This window comes from Clostridium sp. BSD9I1, from assembly GCF_900185645.1.
Taxonomy (GTDB): domain Bacteria; phylum Bacillota; class Clostridia; order Clostridiales; family Clostridiaceae; genus Clostridium_AK.
Genome location: NZ_FYAM01000023.1, coordinates 294,916 through 312,333, shown reverse-complemented (window position 1 = coordinate 312,333; position 17,418 = coordinate 294,916). Strand labels below are relative to the sequence as shown.

At 33.3% G+C, this 17,418-nt stretch carries 15 protein-coding genes and 2 pseudogenes; 1 reads left to right on the top strand and 16 read right to left on the bottom strand.

What is annotated here, in order from left to right; translation table 11 throughout:
• Positions 1–93 precede the first annotated feature (93 nt).
• The 14 genes and pseudogenes from BSD9I1_RS08925 to BSD9I1_RS08870 form a co-directional block, all read right to left on the bottom strand.
• A complete protein-coding gene (locus tag BSD9I1_RS08925; RefSeq protein WP_186430047.1) occupies positions 94–4,944 on the bottom strand; it encodes an ATP-binding protein in 4,851 nt (1,616 codons plus the stop codon).
• A gap of 101 nt (positions 4,945–5,045) precedes the next feature.
• Positions 5,046–5,333, bottom strand: a complete 288-nt coding sequence (locus tag BSD9I1_RS08920) for a helix-turn-helix transcriptional regulator (RefSeq protein ID WP_186430046.1) — start codon at positions 5,331–5,333, stop codon at positions 5,046–5,048.
• 163 nt (positions 5,334–5,496) lie between these two features.
• Entirely contained in the window at positions 5,497–6,015 is a 519-nt protein-coding gene (locus BSD9I1_RS18885) for a DNA recombinase (RefSeq protein ID WP_242966449.1), read from the bottom strand.
• Positions 6,016–6,063: 48 nt separating this feature from the next.
• Positions 6,064–6,270, bottom strand: a complete 207-nt coding sequence (locus BSD9I1_RS18880) for a recombinase family protein (protein WP_242966448.1) — start codon at positions 6,268–6,270, stop codon at positions 6,064–6,066.
• Positions 6,230–6,493: a hypothetical protein gene (locus tag BSD9I1_RS18875; RefSeq protein WP_242966447.1), complete on the bottom strand. Its 264-nt coding sequence runs from the start codon at positions 6,491–6,493 to the stop codon at positions 6,230–6,232. The genes BSD9I1_RS18880 and BSD9I1_RS18875 overlap by 41 nt, the downstream gene beginning before the upstream one ends.
• A gap of 159 nt (positions 6,494–6,652) precedes the next feature.
• Positions 6,653–6,853, bottom strand: coding sequence for a hypothetical protein (locus BSD9I1_RS08910; protein WP_186430045.1), 201 nt, complete (start codon positions 6,851–6,853; stop codon positions 6,653–6,655).
• Between the two features lie 62 nt (positions 6,854–6,915).
• Positions 6,916–7,056, bottom strand: coding sequence for a hypothetical protein (locus BSD9I1_RS08905; RefSeq protein ID WP_186430044.1), 141 nt, complete (start codon positions 7,054–7,056; stop codon positions 6,916–6,918).
• A 200-nt stretch (positions 7,057–7,256) separates the two neighbouring features.
• On the bottom strand, positions 7,257–8,795 hold the full coding sequence (locus tag BSD9I1_RS08900) for a hypothetical protein (RefSeq protein ID WP_186430043.1): 1,539 nt from the start codon (positions 8,793–8,795) through the stop codon (positions 7,257–7,259).
• 10 nt (positions 8,796–8,805) lie between these two features.
• Positions 8,806–10,302: an AAA family ATPase gene (locus tag BSD9I1_RS08895; RefSeq protein ID WP_186430042.1), complete on the bottom strand. Its 1,497-nt coding sequence runs from the start codon at positions 10,300–10,302 to the stop codon at positions 8,806–8,808.
• 12 nt (positions 10,303–10,314) lie between these two features.
• On the bottom strand, positions 10,315–10,932 hold the full coding sequence (locus BSD9I1_RS08890) for a hypothetical protein (RefSeq protein ID WP_186430041.1): 618 nt from the start codon (positions 10,930–10,932) through the stop codon (positions 10,315–10,317).
• Between the two features lie 18 nt (positions 10,933–10,950).
• A complete protein-coding gene (locus BSD9I1_RS08885; RefSeq protein ID WP_186430040.1) occupies positions 10,951–12,099 on the bottom strand; it encodes an EF-Tu/IF-2/RF-3 family GTPase in 1,149 nt (382 codons plus the stop codon).
• Positions 12,083–13,063, bottom strand: coding sequence for a YafY family protein (locus BSD9I1_RS08880; RefSeq protein ID WP_186430039.1), 981 nt, complete (start codon positions 13,061–13,063; stop codon positions 12,083–12,085). The genes BSD9I1_RS08885 and BSD9I1_RS08880 overlap by 17 nt, the downstream gene beginning before the upstream one ends.
• A gap of 202 nt (positions 13,064–13,265) precedes the next feature.
• Positions 13,266–13,970: pseudogene (locus tag BSD9I1_RS08875) on the bottom strand (recombinase family protein); the annotation flags it as partial.
• 90 nt (positions 13,971–14,060) lie between these two features.
• Positions 14,061–14,222, bottom strand: a complete 162-nt coding sequence (locus BSD9I1_RS08870; protein WP_186430038.1) for a 4-alpha-glucanotransferase — start codon at positions 14,220–14,222, stop codon at positions 14,061–14,063.
• 238 nt (positions 14,223–14,460) lie between these two features.
• On the opposite strand from BSD9I1_RS08870, the gene BSD9I1_RS08865 reads away from it, so the two are divergent.
• Complete coding sequence (locus tag BSD9I1_RS08865; RefSeq protein ID WP_186430037.1) at positions 14,461–16,062, top strand: recombinase family protein; 1,602 nt, start codon at positions 14,461–14,463, stop codon at positions 16,060–16,062.
• Positions 16,063–16,109: 47 nt separating this feature from the next.
• Here the strand turns inward: BSD9I1_RS08865 and BSD9I1_RS08860 are convergent.
• Both BSD9I1_RS08860 and BSD9I1_RS08855 read right to left on the bottom strand, forming a co-directional pair.
• Positions 16,110–16,367, bottom strand: a pseudogene (locus BSD9I1_RS08860) (FAD-dependent oxidoreductase); the annotation flags it as partial.
• Positions 16,364–17,350: a sulfide/dihydroorotate dehydrogenase-like FAD/NAD-binding protein gene (locus tag BSD9I1_RS08855; RefSeq protein WP_186430035.1), complete on the bottom strand. Its 987-nt coding sequence runs from the start codon at positions 17,348–17,350 to the stop codon at positions 16,364–16,366. The gene BSD9I1_RS08855 and the pseudogene BSD9I1_RS08860, both read right to left, overlap by 4 nt.
• Positions 17,351–17,418 lie beyond the last annotated feature (68 nt).

Genomic DNA, 17,418 nt, shown 5'->3' with positions numbered 1-17,418 from the left:
TTATAAACCGGTCTCCAGAAAAACTCTCTGGTATACTGACATGGAAGTATTTCTTATCAATTTCAATGCTTTTTCATTCGATATAGAACTTAATTATTCTGTTTTCTCCTGATTTCTTTGCTCTATTGGTCGATATATTTGCACATCAACCGCCGTATCTTCGCTTCGAATTTCATAACATTTTTCAGGCAGTCTATATACATTTACACTTTGATGTCCAGTTGAAAAAGCATTTTCTTCCAAGTATTGAGCATTACCAAATATATGTTGTTCCAAGTCATGCGTTTGGAATTCTACATACGAACCGCTACTTTTGAAAAGCTGCTCTACACGTTTTACCAAATGTAAATTTCCGATATTTTCCACATTATCGTCTGGCATTACGACAAACAGGTAATCTTTTGCACGGCTTATGGATACGTTAATAATATTACTTTTATTTAAGAACATATCTTTGCCCCCGGTAATTGTTGGAGGTGTATTAAACACCGCAAAAATAATATCACATTCATCTCCCTGGAATCCGTGAATTGTTCCAACCTGAACATCAATTTCTTTTGGAATTTCGGCGGAACCAATTAACTTCTCAATCAAATCCGCTTGCGCTCTATATGGAGCAATGATACCTATTTTAAATAAATCTCCACAATTTGCATTTGCAATTAGATTCGATAAATATGATACGAACTCAAAAGTAAATAGTGCAGAATAGATTTGATACGAACTACTATGCTGTAATCTTTTTGAGCGATATATGCTCTCGTATTTACTTACTGGAAACTTGATTATATTGAGTGCGTTGACCTTAAGTTTGTCATCAATGTTTAATTTCTTTTTACTATCCTCACCTCTATAATGCTCTAAAATTCCACCGTAGGCGAACTTACTAAATACGGATCCAACCGATGGAATACTACGGTACTGTGTTGTAAGCAACTCCACTTTATAATCATAAGGAATAGTTTTGGGGTCGACAAATGAGTCCAAATGCACCATTGTATAAATGTTTTCGTTCTTCCACAAATCTACTGATGTAATAGGCTCAATCTGAAAAGGGTCACCTGCAATTATGAACTTCTTAGGAGTTTTCTTATACAAAGGATATACAATATTGACCAGCGGAATCATTGATGCTTCGTCAATAATAATATAATCCCAATTTATTCCATTTAGGAAGATACGAGACCCTTGTGGCATGAAGAAATCATATGGAAATCGTGCAATCGTTGTTACTGTAACATTTTTATTTAATGTACGAATATCAAATGTTTTATCACGATATACTGGACTCTGTTCAATAAGTTCGTCACCAGTACCACCAAACCTTACTAACCAATCATTATAAGATAGGTCTTTGTCCATCACTTCCATTATTCTTCGCACCAAAACATCGGCTGCTTTGTTTGTAGGTGTTAATACTAAAACATTCAAATTTTGCTTGCTAAACATAAGAGGCACAAGAACATTTTTAGCTAGATGAGTTGTTTTTCCTGTTCCCGGAGGACCAAATACAAACTCTATATTCTCACACAAATTCTCTTGCATATTGTAGTCATCAACGTACCCTAATTCAATAAATTGCTTACGAAGTTCCTCCAATAGAAATACTGGACTTTTAGCATCGATACGAGCTTCTGTTACTTTGCTTAAATCTAGTTCTTGGATTTCTACATGAGATTTTAGTTTTACACGTAATGTGTAGGATTTTATATTAGCAACTTCAATAGCCAAGGTTTTCGTTTGCCCACCAATACTCAGAACTAGCGGTATGTCCGCCAAATCTTCCATAAACTGAGGAATATATCTATTGGGCTGTTTAAGAATAAGGGTTCTCTGTGTACCAACCTCACGTTCTACACTTGCAAAGCTAATAGAAACCTCTTTGCTGTTTAAATTATTTGTATTAGTATTTAATGTCTCAAGTTCAAGAAGTGCCTTAAACCAACCATAAGAATACCTTGGTGCATCTAATGCACGTTGTTGTAATTCTTCTTGGTAGGCAATTTTATCAATTGCTTTTGCAGCTTTTTGCTTCTCTAACTCTACCTTTCTACTATAATTAACAGAAGAAGGAATGAACTCATCCTCATCAATATCTTCTTGTTCATCTAAAGGTGTGTCAACATAAGCTGTAGGTATAGGATTAGTTTTTTTAATAATATCCTTTGCAACACGAACGGCAGCATGATTTAATTTCTTTTTAGGTTGAACATCAGTCCCTACATTATGGCCATATTCGGTATCAGCAAAAATTTTCTCATCTATTTCTTCATAAGTAATAGATCTACTATCATCTGTATGTGAAGATATCGCCGACGCATGTGCTTTACGTCTACTTTTAATTTCAGCCATTTCCTTTAAATCTTCCATAGTTAATCCAAGTTCGTCACACAACTTTGCTCTTTCTATCTGCCTGAGTTGGTTATCAGACAACATGCTATAATCTTCTCTTTCTACTTCATCTTCAATACCTAACAAATCTAATAACTCAACTAATTGGTCACTTTTCATATTATAAATTTCAGATAGAGAATTTTTTGATAGTTTATCGGCTGAAACAAATTCTCCATTTTTATTAACAAGCCAAGGTTGCACACGCAATAATTTAGCTGTATTTGATTCAATATAGGTACTTGTGAAATTACAGCGACCATCTGAGCGTGATAAAACTTGCTTAATTAATATTTTCCTATTTAAAAGTCCATTTTCTATAAATACACATAGTTCTTCCCAAATGAAAGATGATAATTCAATATCCTTTTTGATAATACATTCATTGATTATTTCTTGAAATCCATCAATGTAATTTTCTATTTCTCTCTCATAATATCCTGAGCCTGAATTTTCCTTTAATGATGGAATATTTTTTAGCCCAAGTGCATTTAAAAATTCCAAAAGTTCTTCTTTTTTATCTTCTCCAAATACTTTAATGTATTCTTCAAATGCCAAAAAAAGTGTGCGGGGTTTTGTTTTAAACCATCTTTCTAATGACTTATCTGGATAATAACTATCGCATACTTTACATCTGTATAGTGTTTCATCATCATTATACTTGCACAATGTAAAAGCAAGATCTTTAATCATATTTATAAAAGCAACAGAGTCTCTTTGCGTGCATTTTTGATAATAGCTAAAAAATTTCTTAAAATGAGGTTTAGTAACAATAGGCTTATCTGTATTATATTGTGGTAAAATTAAATTATAAATCTCGTCTTTAAGCGAGGGTTTAGTTAATCCTATCTTCTGAATAAACTCATATGTATCTTTATTTTGAAGTAATTCATCATTTACTACAATATAATTTTCATTATCATCAATTGGAAGAAATAATACCTGCTGATTATTTTTATCAAAAGCAGCAACTGCTTTTGAGTCTTGGTCAAGAAAAATAGGCTTTTTTTTCGCAAGTTCGGTACGATGACTTGTTTCTGATAGCCACTTATATAACTTATGTAACCATGAAACATCTTGCTTTTCAATAAAACTATTATCAATGCCTTTAATGGCCTTTATTCTAGTTCCATATAAAGATGCACTTCGTCCATTAATTAGAGCATCTTCTGTAAGTCCTGTCTTCGTGATTGATTCAATATAAGAAAATAGTGCTTTATTATTACGCTGAACTTCATCACGTCCATGAGATAAAAATGCCCATTTAGCATCTGAATTCTCACAGATATCTGCAAGCTGCGCATCATCAAAGAGTTGTGCCAAAAAAGGAACCGCTGCCCAATAGGCATTTTCAACACAAGTATATCCGTCTCGTGTTGGAATAAGTTCTTCGGTTTCAAATACATTTTTAATAGCACTATAAAAAGGTTTGAAAGATATACAACTTGTATCATCCACGTCACAAAAAGCATCTTCTTTGATAGGAATAATTGAAAAAATATCATCTGTGATTAATTGTACTGATGTTCTTTCTCCAATATCTCTCAAATAGAGCATTGAATCTGCTGCAAGTACTGACAGCATATTAATCAAATTATTGTTGTGTGCAATTCCAACTCTAATACCTTCACGGCTATCCGTCAAAAGAAACGGAGCATGGACTAAAAAATTCAATCCTGTTGTTTCTTTTGTTGGGAAAAAGCAAAATGCGGGTTCGTTTGCTGGTGTTAAGTAATTATTCTCATCAAGGAAAAACCCCACAGAGTATTTAAAGTCACCATCAAAACGGCTAAATAGCCATAAATACTTATATGTAATACTTTTGCCGCTTTTTTGCATTAAACAAATCTTTTCTGCGATAGTATCTTCAAATTCATATGTTTCTTCTATATTTTTTCTGTAGAAACCTATAAGATTTCCAATCTCAAAAGAAATATCAAGAAGATTTGTTAAAAACAAAATTGGATATGACAAATCCTTTAATTTCCCTTCGATATCTTTATAAGTTTCAACTGGATTTCTATCCTTATGGTCAAATGGAAACACAAATAATGTTTCATCTGGTCTTCTATCCGGGAAGTCTGCTTCTAATGCAATAGGAACAATATAACGATTTATACAAAAACGAAAATCCGGGTCATAAATATGGGGAGTCGCAGTGTATTGGAATACAGCTTTAAATCCCACACCAAATTTACCTATTTTATTTTCTTGAGTTTTTTTATTCGAAAAAGCAATACCAGTAATCGCATTGATATCACCTAGATTACCTTCTTTTGAATCTTTATCTTCGGTTTCAGGGTTGCTAATTGAAAAGTGACGTTTTCCATTATGAGCAAAAATCAATTTATCTGACTCAAGTATAAAACGAGTCGATGTTGCCCCCACATCATCAGCATTTTGTATTAATTCATAGATAAAATGTGCCTGGTCAGAATACTTTTCGACAATACTTCTCCACATTTCTCTGGTAGACGGCTTTTCAAATGTATCTGCACTATCAGAACGATCTTTATGAAGTGCGTCAAAATATCTTTTTTCTACTTCATTCATGATGATTAACCCCCTAGATTTTCATATTATTTAATCAATAATATATTTAAACAATCGCCAAAATCATACATTTGATTGCTAATATAATTAGCTTTTGAAATTCACCTTATCTTTAATTCATTATTCAACTCTTCAGTATATATCTCTAATATATTAAGAAGTTTATCAGTTTCAGGATTTTTGATAAATACTAATAGCAAGCTTAAAAAAGTATTCCAAGATAACTTAGCTTTCTTATTTTCTACTTGCATTATAGTGTGTCTTGAAACACCAATTAAATTAGCTAATTGTATTTGTGTTAATCCTAACTTTGTTCGAAGCATTGCTAAATTATCTGCCATATTTGCTGTAACTTTTTCTCTCACTAACTCTACATTACTGTTTTCCAAAGCACACTCACCTCTTTTGTTGAAAATTTTACCATTTAAATATATCATAAAAATTTACATTTTACAATTGATACAGACAAAATGTTAAAAATAATGACTTCAAAACGCAAAAAAGCACCAACCAGAGAATACTTTCTCTAAAGTTGGTGCTTATAATAATTCTTTACATCTCCACCTCAACTTCCACCCCAGACTTAAATTCTACTACGAACTTATACCCATACACCATAATCTTTCCAATCAATCTCCTTATCAGCTGCTCATCACAATTATCAATAAGCGTTGGTTGCTCCTTTAGAAAAGCTGTCATATCCATAAGTCTTTGGCCCACTGCTTTCTTTTCTGCATCTTCTGCTAAAGCATTATACTTTTCTTCCCGTAGCCGATAAATCTCATCAGCAATATCGTTATAATCTTCTTTAGAATTGGTCCGTATTAATAGTTGCTTTTGTAATTCTTCTAGCTTTTTCTCTATTTCAGCTACTGCACTGGTATCCTGTTCATTAATTACTGTTTCTATATTATTTCTAAGAACTTGTAAAAAATCATCCTTTTCCCCCAGCAAATCATTAATAGCTTTTACAACAACATCCTTTAATAAATCCTCAAGCACCGTCCTTGAGTTGCAAGCTATACCTGCATGACCAGTACTCCTGCGAATCAGTTCTTCTTGAACCTGCATAAAAATCTCTTTTGGAATTATAGCTTCGTGGCTATTTTCTACATAATATTATGGAACAACACCATTATTTTGCACTCTCTTTTTTGTAAGAAAATCAACGTTATAAGTTTTCTGTAAAAGTGCATCACCCATATACTTCTCGTTGCTGAGGATCTTTCGAAGTGTACTGGTATGCCACCTTTTTTTACCTGCACTTGTCAGTATCCCATCATTTTCAAGTCCTTTTTTTAATTTTGTCCATGCTAGACCCTTCAAGATATTCTCGATAAATACGTTTTATTATCTCTGCCTCTTCAGGAACAATTACAAGGTGTTTATTTTCATCCTTTGTATATCCTAAATGTTCGTCAAGCTCCGCTTCAAGCATTTCGTAAAGCGTACTTGCAAAAACATCTTTTAGAGCATCCTGTATCTCTCTTGCTGTTGTTAAGTTATTCTCCCTAATAAACTCTCTTAATAATTCTTTTCTTAATAGCATAATAGTTTGTGTACCCTCCTTGGATATATATTTTTAAATTATATCCACATTTGAGTTTACACAAACTATTTTACACTCTCAAGTATTCTTAGAAATTATAGAATACTTCGTGCTCATTTATCGGCTTAATTCGATATCAAGAGAAAAAGCATAGCTTTTTCAGTGGTCTCGCCTATTCTTACAGGTTTTTTCAAATTGATAAACAGGATTTTCAAAATCATATGGTATACTCGTTTTGTATTCTTCAAACATAGCATCCAATTCTTCTTGGCTCATCGGTTGTCCCTCATTCTCTATACATGGATTATATAAAACTTCACTATCATCAATCTCAATAACACCATTACAGACGCATGCCATAACTGCAAGAGTCTCCGTAAAGTAAACAATCCCTTCTCCATTCAATAGCAGACTATCTACTCTTAATCTCTACATATAGCATCTTTTAACAATTCCTTTTTATCGTCTTCACTTATGTCTTTCCACTTCTTGTTTACAAATCTATCCATAACTATCCCCCTACACGATTCATAGATAAACTCTATCCCTAGGTCCAAGTTCAAATGTAACATCTATCATATGATTTCTACATTTATTTTGATTTCCTTGCCATTGGGAAATATGACTGCCTACTCATAGAAACAATTCACTGCATATACTATTCTTCGAACATTTTCTTTTATTCCTCATCCAAACACGCCTAATTATATCATTTGCCTGGTAGCATACCAATGCCATTAGGTATTAACAATCCAAATACGATTTAAAATCCGAAAAAACTTGCTACTGCACGTCCTGCTGACTTAATTTCGCCAACAACCGCACGGCCAGCAGATTTCAACCCATTCATAGTAGCCTTTGCTACACCCTTGGCTACACCTGCAACTTTTTTCCCAGCACTATAAATAACATCTCCCAATTTGGATCCACCGAAGTAACCAACCATACCTCCCAAAAATCCAGTGACGACTGATAAAGGTGCTCCAATAACAGGTATCCATCCAGTTAATGATGCGCCAATTGCAGCACCTTTAGCCATCCCACATAATCCACCAATCATTGAAGTTGTAACTCTTCCCATTTGGTCAAGCCCTTTTGTCATAGATAACTCTCCAGATGCAATCTTTGCTAATATCTTTATATTCTCAATTCCTACGCAAGCAATATTTGCAATTACCCCAGCAGGGGTTGCTTTTGGTATAAATGAGATTATGCCTTTTCGAATAGCCACTTGAAGTGTTCCAGCAGTAACAACTTTAACAGATGTGTCTGCTCCTGTTCTAATTGCAATCCCAACCATTTCATCAGCGTCAACTTTTTCACCATTGAATAACTTACTAGCAATATTAAGTCCTGTTGTCACTGCTGCAGCTTGTAATGCCATTGCACCTGCATTTTTTCCGATAGACATTGCCAAATCTTTAGTTTGATAATGACTATAGTCCATACTTGGCATAATTCCATCTTCTTGTGCTGCAACTTGAAGTTCTTTCATGTCTTCCTTTGTGAACTTTTTACCTTTTGCACCCCAAGCATCGATATGATCTGTTATTGTCTTAGATGAGCCTTTTGCTTTAAAATGAGCTTTAACTTCATCTAACTGTTCTGAAGGAACAATAATTTGTTGATTATTATAATTTCCACGCTCAATTAAATCTATTGTAGCTTTTGCATCCTTACCAAACTTCAACTGGTAGTTCTGATATTTCCCTGTATCCAAATTGATGGCTCTTACATCTACAGAGTTTTCTGTAAAAACATCTCGCACTTCAACCTTAATATTTTTTCCTTGCAAAAATCCACTTAACTCTGTTGTTTTTGCAATCATATTTTCTGCGATGTTTCCATCCAGATTAGGACTCATCTTAATATGACCATCTGTTGAACGTTGAAGGGCATCTGCCAACTCCATATTCTTATGATAAAGTGTATTATCCATAGATTGCAGAACTTGACCATATTCATTTATAGCCATACCTACAGATGCTTCTTGCATTTTATCTGCAAGCCAACTCTCTTTAGATATCCCTCGTGCTGCTGCCTCATTTACAGACTGAAAATTGCTATCAAATACTTTTATAGATTGTACAATCTCTTCAGCGTCTTGCTTTGCTTCTTCATCAGTTACTTCTGACAATTCGGTCTTAAATAATTGCTCTAACCATTCTTTATCCGTCACTGATATATCTTTTTCTTTATACGATTTAAGATACTTCTTAAAAAGTTCCTTTACAGTTTTAGCCTCTCTTTCAGATATATATTCCACACTGGTAACTTCTTTTAAACTTTTCTTTTCTTCCATTCTTTCCACCTCACTTAGAAGCATTCTTGAATTTTCTATTTTCATATTCCTTAGACAGCTTTTCAAGCGCATCCTTCATAATTTCTGAAAGTGAATGCGTGTTATTTATAGCATTAATTACATCTTGAGTTTGTACACACTTCTTATCATCTGCAAATGCTGTCTCCACTGCATCTTTAATAACACCTTCAATATCAGCTCCACTAAACCCTCTTGTTTTTACAATAAGTTCAGATATTCTTATATTCTTCAAATCTTGGGGTCTACGTTTATTAATGTGTATTTGGAAAATTTTTTCCCTCTCGGATTCATTTGGTAACCCTACATAAAAAATTTCATCAAAACGCCCTTTTCGAAGAAGTTCAGGTGGTAACTTTGTAATGTCATTTGCTGTGGCTACTACAAATGTTGGACTGTCTTTTTCTTGCATCCATGTTAAGAAATTCCCGAATAATCGAGTAGTGACTTCTGCACCACCACCGTTTCCACCAATTCCAGCAAAGGCCTTTTCTAATTCATCTATCCATAAAACACATGGTGATATTGCCTCTGCAAGGGCAATTGCATTTCTGAGATTTCCCTCAGATTCACCTACATATTTTCCCATCAATCTTCCCATATCTAAACGAAGAAGCGGTACTTCAAACAAATTAGCTGCAGCCTTGGCATTTAATGATTTCCCACATCCAGGCACTCCTGCAATTAATACACCTTTTGGCATATCAACACCATATTGCTTGGCCTTGTTCATGTTCTTATAGACTTTTGCCTTGCGAACAAACCATTCTTTCAGATTTTCTAGCCCACCGATATCCTGTATTGTTTCTTTCAATGGAATCATTTCCAGTATTCCAGCTTTCTTTATCATCTGCTGTTTCTGGTCAAAGATTAAACGTAAATCCCTTCTTGTTAGTTCGCCATCATCTGCATAGGAGAGTGCGAGCAGATTATAAATTTCAAACTCTGTCAATCCTTTAAACGCTACGGCTAATTCATCGACTAAAGACTCTTCAACTGCCTCTAAACCGTTGTCCTTTATAAAGCCTGTGATAATCTGTTTAATCTCTTCATTGTTCAAATAGTCCATCTCCAAAATTGTGATGAACTTTTCCAATTCTCTTGGTATGACTAGAATATTGGAGATAATAATAACCGAAGCATCTGCACCCTGGTTTATCATCCTTGCCAACCCCTTAATCTTTGATACAATTTTCGAATCGTCCAAGTATGCGTTGACATCTTTTAAGAGAATGATTTTTCTATCCAGCATATCCTGTGATTTCATCTGGTCAAGCATCATCTCAAGTGTGCAATCCTCCATCATTGGTGTTTTAGTTTCAAAATCTATGTACCCGTTAGTTTCATTCCATTCATAGATTTCTTTGCCAGAACTGATTTCTCTTATAATAATATCCACCTTATCCTCTTCAAACGTGTTTAAATATATGATAGGAAATCCGGCATCAATGTATCTGACTAATTTTGATTTAAGTGTTTTATCTTCCATCTAATCACCACCTTAATTATTGTAGACACAAAGCACTCGTGAAAATATATTAGGTACTGTTTCTGTATTGAATTCAAAACCTGATTCTTCCTCATGATAAAGAACCTTGATAACCATCAACATATCCTCCATCTCATCATCAGTGATTTTCAGCATACGAGCGAAGTCACAAATCAATGATAAATGTTCCTCTGCATCCGTCTTATCAACAGTCAACACCATCATTGTCCAGAAAACAAACTTATATGCTTCTTTACGATTTTGCTGATTTTGGCAGTGTTTTACTAATGTCTTAGCCGCTTCAATTTTATATTTATTATCCTTAAAGGCACTGATATCCGGATACTTTTCACACCAGGCATCTTGGTACTTATCGCTACTACTCCTTATGCATAAACGACTACTCTCAACAATCACCTTTCCATAATCATTCAGCTTGTCATAATCAAAAACCATTGCCAAGCTGGTATTAGTCTTAGCCTTTCTTCGTCCTAACATAGCTGTAGCTCCAAAAAAATCCGTCATAAACGGTTTGGTGTCTAATGCCTCATTAACATCATTGATCAAAGTTTCAAATTTTACAATTCTCATATCATTATTCATATGTTTTATATTATTATTAATTATCATAGCCTTATCCCCTCTTCATTATAAATTATTAAGATAATTATCTGCCAAACCAGCCAACCCATCTTCTAACAACTTCTGTTTAACATCTTTTACATCTGTATCAATATCATAATTCAACTCATCTATCTGGTTCATTAATTTCTCATAGCAACATTTGGCACCTGCCTTATCATCCGTAGATAACATGAAATTCAAATATGAATTTTTAGAATAGCCATTGCCATTAATTGTAGTAGCAAATCTCTCAACTTTCTGTTTCTCATACACAACCTTTTCCAAGACATCACCTGTACTTAATTCATCTCTCTGAATCCCTCTGAGCAGTAAACCAACATCGTCACCTTTTTGAGCATTATCCACTAGTTTCCTAAGCATTTCTATGCTAGTAATTACAACATCACGGGAAGAACTCCCTTTTCTTTTAAGAGTTATAGTATCATTCACTGAAATCACACCTTCATCAATGTGTCCAGTAGCAACAGTCCCTCTTCCAGTAATAGTAAGTACATCTACAATGCTCATTCTGAAAAGTACTTTTTCTACAGTCACCTCTTCAACTACTTTTTCCTTGATTACTTTAGTCTGATTATGTTCATCCACAATTTGTTGATATGCAAAATCATATTTTACATCAACAAGAGATATTTCTTTTTCATTCCAATCTACAATTTTCTTCGATTCAACTACAACAACCGGATTATTAACTCCAACATAAGTCATGCCCTTTTTACTTAATGGAATTGAGAATTTTTCACCGCAAAGATATATAGTTGTTTCTTCTTCATCCAACAAATCGTATACATCGTCTTGTGTGAACGCCACTACATCTAAAACGTTCAAAAATCGCTGTTCATTGGTGTACTCTTTAAGGATTCCTAATTTTCTGTTTCTCTCTTCTGCTTTTTCCAAATCGATTGCAACTTCTTCATCATATTCAATTTCAAAAATCTCGCATACCTTTTTGGGTAGTTCATCGTCTTCAGTATTCAAGCCTTCAATCTCATTAGCAATATCATCAGCGTACCTGTCTCTTAGCCATGTTACTAATTTGCCGTTTGACAAATAAACCAGCACTCTGCCCAACGAGAAATTTTCTCGAAGTTCTTCCATGCTTCGTATTTCTACACCTTGCTCCATTTCCAGTGGAAATCTAATTTTCTTTGCCATCCTTTTGCACCTCCGTATAAGCTACTAATAATCTATTAGCTTCATTTACAATTTTTTCTTTAATACTTGTTGGTTCAATAATATGTACCAAATCTACTGGTTGACTCATTATCCATTTTATAAAACCATCTTCAAATGTATTTAGCTTTACATTCACTGTGTTATCTTTATCCTTCACAATATTTGCGTTTCTAAATTTATCATGTATATATGGATAAAACTCTTTTTTACACATAACAATAACCTCTATAAATTCACCTCCATACATTTGAGTAATCCCTTTTGAATACCTCTCCATATATTCAGCTACACGTTGCATCTCATCCATTCTTTGACTTTGGACAACAGAGAAGGAGTAAATTCTGTCCAGTCGAAAATATGCCGGATATTGCTTATTGCTTGTCTTTAAAAATGCTATTAAATACAAATATCCAAAGTCATATTTTATTGCACACGGAATTACTTCTCTTTCAACCACCCCTCCACTCATTTTTATATAGTTTATTCTAATAACAGATTTATTCGTTATTATAGTTGCCAAGTCACCATGCATCTTAAGGATTGCTTTTTTATGAAGAGGTTCATCATACTTCTTTATACATTCTTTTTCATGTAATGCCATTTTACTTACATTTTCAGCATTCCCTGCCAAATGTGTAAGCAACCCATCCATTTCATCACCCCGAAGTGCACCAGTATCTAATAACACTCTTTCAATAAACAGATACTCCATAGTTTCCAGTGCTTTTCTTTGCGGACCTGCAAAGTAATAAACATTTTCCTGCCTATCATAAATTAACTCTTCATTACAGAACAGCTCACTTAAGTATAATCGCACATCCTCTATATCCCTATCAAATGTTCTAGGCAAACTATCTGTCTCCATACAAAAGCTAAGTTTATTGACTTTTTCTCCTTGTGTCAGCTTTGAATATAACAAAAGTAACCTTGTTATCTTGTCCATAAAATCACCCTTAAACTCTATTACTTTCTTGCTACATTCTCATTATACCATGCAACAACGTCAAAATATGACGTTGTTGCATTTAGTATGTAAATTTTCTATAAATAGGTAAAAACACCCTTTAGGCTTATATAAACCCAAAGAGTGCTCCAATTTTCTTTACATTTCTACCTTAATCTCCACCCCAGACTTAAATTCTACCATTAATTGCTTTTACAACGACATCCTTTAATAAATCCTCAATCACCGTCCTTAAATTGCAAGCTAAGCCTGTGTTCTCCGATCTACTGACGCATCTCCAGACAATAGATTTCTTACCTCGGTTGTTCCAATGAACTCTGTGGTATATCTCCCCACATTCACCCGCAAAAAACAATCTGTGAGAATGGATGACTACAGCTAAAATTTCTTTTATTACCACTTGTACCTACATGACCAGTACTCCTGCGAATCAGTTCTTCTTGAACCTACATAAAAATCTCTTTTGGAATTATAGCTTCGTGGCTATTTTCTACATAATATTGTGGAACAACGCCATTATTTTGAACTCTCTTTTTTGTAAGAAAATCAACGGTATAAGTTTTCTGCAAAAGTGTATCTCCCATATACTTCTCGTTGCTGAGGATCTTTCGAATTGTACTGGTATGCCACCTTTTTTTACCTGCACTTGTCAGTATTCCATAATTTTTAAGTCCTTTTTTATCTTATCCATACTATAGCCTTCAAAATATTCTCGATAAATACGTTTTATTATCTCTGCCTCTTCAGGAACAATTACAATGTGCTTATTTTCATCTTTTGTATAGCCTAAAAACCTATTAGTATTTATTTGAATGATGACCTGTTGGTATCGGTATTGAATACCAATATTTACATTCTCGCTTAAACTCTGGCTTTCTTGCTGATGCGTATGCAGAAATATATTTAATTATTAAATTGTTTTTAATATATCTATGATAAGAACTCATTAGTTCCCCACTCTCTACTCTTTCTTCTTTTAGTCTTGTGATTTCTTAAGTATTCTTATAAGTTCATCAATAATTTGTGGAGGTAGTATATCACCAAGTATTCGTGCAGTAACTCTAGCTGCCCTTTGTTCAAATTGAATCATATTCTCCTCGGTAGGTTGAAGTACTATGACTTTTTTTACTTTAGCCATAAATTCTACCTCTTCTAGTATTCATTATGATTAGATAATAATTTATATGCATTATATGTTTATTTTAACTCTTTTTCCACTAAATCACTAATGAATTCTCTATAGTTTAAAGCTTATATTAGAATTGGTTGTTAATTAGGAAGGAGTACTATGAAAGCATACTTATTGCAATTAATTCATCTCATATTTAGTTATGGTAAAGTAATATACTTTACTAATGAAGGTGAGGTGAGTTATTTTGAAGGCTGCTATATATTCTAGAAAAAGTAAGTTTACAGGTAAAGGCGAATCTGTAGAAAATCAAGTTCAGCTATGTAAAGAATATCTTAATAATTTACAAGTAAATGATTTTACTATATATGAAGATGAAGGTTTTTCAGGCAGTAATACAGCTCGGCCTCAGTTTCAGCAAATGCTTAAAGATGCTAGGTCTAAAAAATTTGATGTTATTATTTGTTACAGATTGGATAGAATAAGCCGAAATATAGCTGATTTTTCTAACCTTATTGATGAATTACAAAAATATAATATAAGTTTTATTTCTATTCGTGAGCAATTTGATACATCTACTCCAATGGGAAGAGCTATGATGTATATAGCCTCTGTTTTTGCTCAGTTAGAAAGAGAAACTATAGCAGAAAGAATCAAGGATAATATGCTTGAGCTTGCTAAATCTGGTCGTTGGCTAGGTGGCCAAACTCCTTTAGGTTTTGAAAGTAAATCCATAATTTATATGAGTAACGATTATAAACAGAAAAAAATGTATCAATTATCTCCTGTTGCAGAGGAACTTGAAATAGTAATTCAGATTTATGAAAAGTATTTAGAAACACATTCCTTATCACGCACCTTAAAATTCTTATTAGCTAATAATATAAAAGGAAAAAAGGGTGGCGACTTTGGGATTACTTCTTTAAGGGATATACTTAGAAACCCTGCATATGTTAAATCTGATGATTTAGTATTTAGATATCTTGAAAGTAAAGGCATGAATACATGTGGTAATCCTGATGGAAGTGGTATTCTTGTATATAATAAGAAGAACTCTAAATATAAATCTAGAGATATAAATGAATGGTATGCTGCCACAGCTGTTCATAAGGGAATTATTGATAACACTAAATGGCTAGAGGTTCAATCTGTTATGGATAAAAATAAGAAACAAGTAAATCCACGAATGGGTACTTCTAAAACTGCTTTGCTTAGTGGGTTATTAAAATGTTCCCACTGTGGCAGCCCAATGAGAGTTTCTTATGGAAGATTAAATAAAAAAACTAAAAAAAGAGTTTATTACTATACCTGTGTAATGAAATGCAATTCAGGAAAAACTCGTTGTAGTAATCTTAATGTAAAAGGTGAAGAAATAGAAAAGTGCGTAGTAGAAAAAATTAAGGAAATTAATAAAATAAAGCTCTTAAATGAATTAGAAACCTATAAATCAGAATTAGCTTCTGCAGTAACTCTAAATTATTTCTCTGATATAGAAAATGAAATTCAGCTTAAGAAAAATCAGATGGATAGCTTATTAACTAAATTATCTGAAATAGAAAGCCCTATTGCATCAGGATATATAATATCTAAGGTTGAATCGTTAGGTAAAGAAATTGAGGATTTAAAAAAGAAATTAAAGGAGTTAGAAAGCATCAAAGAGGTATTTAATCAATATGAATTAAATGCAGATATAATCTTAGAAGCTTTAAATAAGTTTAATACTACCATTGACCTTATTTCAGATGTAGCTAAGAAAAAATTAATGCTGGAGACTATAATTGATTCAATCTATTGGGATGGAGATTCTGGTGAAGTTACTGTTAAGCTTTGGGGAGCTAAAAAAAAATAGCTCCTCCCTTACCAAGTTGTGGTAAAGAGTCGCAATACGTTACGGCATGCATGACCATGACCTGGGAATGTTATATTTCTATGTGTTGCATTTCTATCTGTTATGTTTATTAGGTCTCCTGCTCCTAGATTTATCAATTCTTCAGCTGCTGTATATCTTCCATTATTTCTCATTATGCCACCAACATTACCAAGGCCTACAAGCATATCTGTCTTTTCATATAACTCTACTTCTGCTCCTGCTTTTCTAGCAGTAATAGCAGCTGCACATCCTGACCAACCACCGCCAATTATTATAACCTTCATAATAATTTTCTACCCTCCAAAATATTTCTAGGATCTATTTGAAGTTTGCATGACCTTTCAATATTAAAATACTTATTTTTAGTACTGCAACTTCCACATACTCCTTCTCCACAACACATCTTTGCATTATTACAGCAAGAAAAATCTATTGATTCTCCAATCAAATTTACTATATTATAATTTACAATATCTGCTGCCGATGAATGAACAAGCCCTACATTTTCATTTTTTATAATATCTAAAATTATATTTTTAAACTCCGATGTTAATTGACCATTTTCATTTATGACATTGCACTGTATAAGTTTAGCATTGTAAAAATTTAAGTACTCTTCAATAAATACACCTTCATAAGGCTTGCTATCTAATATAACGTATACCTTATTTGCTGAAGTATAAAGCTTTTTCAGAATTGGTATAATTGGAGCCTGCCCTATTCCCCTTGCTACTATTATGGCAGTTCCATCTTTTAATTTGGATAAATTTTTAAGCCCTAATACACCATTAAAAAATGGCCCCTTTAAAAGTAACTTTTCCCCCTCCTTGGTGTCATTTAAAGCCTTACTTTTTACTCCCTTTACCTCTACCACAACTTTTATCTTATTTTCTTCAGTGTTGGATTCCATAATAGATATGGGTGTTGAAAAGAAATGTTCATTTTGAGGATTTCGGAGCATTACAAAGGTTCCTGGAGCACTTAAATCTTTAGCCATTTTATGACTTACATCTAAAGTAAACTCAACTAAATCCTTATATATCACTCTTTTATTTAATAATGTACATTCTATTTCTTTTCTTCCTTCCTTAGCTTTATTACCATTCCATGCAAATTCTTGATATATGCATACACCCTTCCAGTTAATGCAGTCACAAAATGTCTTCCCTCTTAACTGAGAACATAATATACATTCTCCACTTTCTGCCAAATGGCAAGGACAATATTCTGTACCTGCATCAATACAGTCTCTTACTTCATAGTTCACCCACATACCCTCCTAAAATTAATAGGCCTCACTATTAATTTATCTATTTTATAAGTTTTTGTTACTAA

Bases quoted from the DNA above. Each gene is read 5' to 3' on its own strand.
- BSD9I1_RS08890 (WP_186430041.1), bottom strand. From the start codon at position 10,932: ATGATAATTAATAATAATATAAAACATATGAATAATGATATGAGAATT.
- BSD9I1_RS08880 (WP_186430039.1), bottom strand. From the start codon at position 13,063: ATGGACAAGATAACAAGGTTACTTTTGTTATATTCAAAGCTGACACAA.
- BSD9I1_RS08885 (WP_186430040.1), bottom strand. From the start codon at position 12,099: ATGGCAAAGAAAATTAGATTTCCACTGGAAATGGAGCAAGGTGTAGAA.
- BSD9I1_RS18885 (WP_242966449.1), bottom strand. From the start codon at position 6,015: ATGCAGGTTCAAGAAGAACTGATTCGCAGGAGTACTGGTCATGCAGGT.
- BSD9I1_RS08870 (WP_186430038.1), bottom strand. From the start codon at position 14,222: ATGGCTAAAGTAAAAAAAGTCATAGTACTTCAACCTACCGAGGAGAAT.
- BSD9I1_RS08900 (WP_186430043.1), bottom strand. From the start codon at position 8,795: ATGGAAGAAAAGAAAAGTTTAAAAGAAGTTACCAGTGTGGAATATATA.
- BSD9I1_RS08895 (WP_186430042.1), bottom strand. From the start codon at position 10,302: ATGGAAGATAAAACACTTAAATCAAAATTAGTCAGATACATTGATGCC.
- BSD9I1_RS08910 (WP_186430045.1), bottom strand. From the start codon at position 6,853: ATGGCATGCGTCTGTAATGGTGTTATTGAGATTGATGATAGTGAAGTT.
- BSD9I1_RS08925 (WP_186430047.1), bottom strand. From the start codon at position 4,944: ATGAATGAAGTAGAAAAAAGATATTTTGACGCACTTCATAAAGATCGT.
- BSD9I1_RS18875 (WP_242966447.1), bottom strand. From the start codon at position 6,493: ATGCTATTAAGAAAAGAATTATTAAGAGAGTTTATTAGGGAGAATAAC.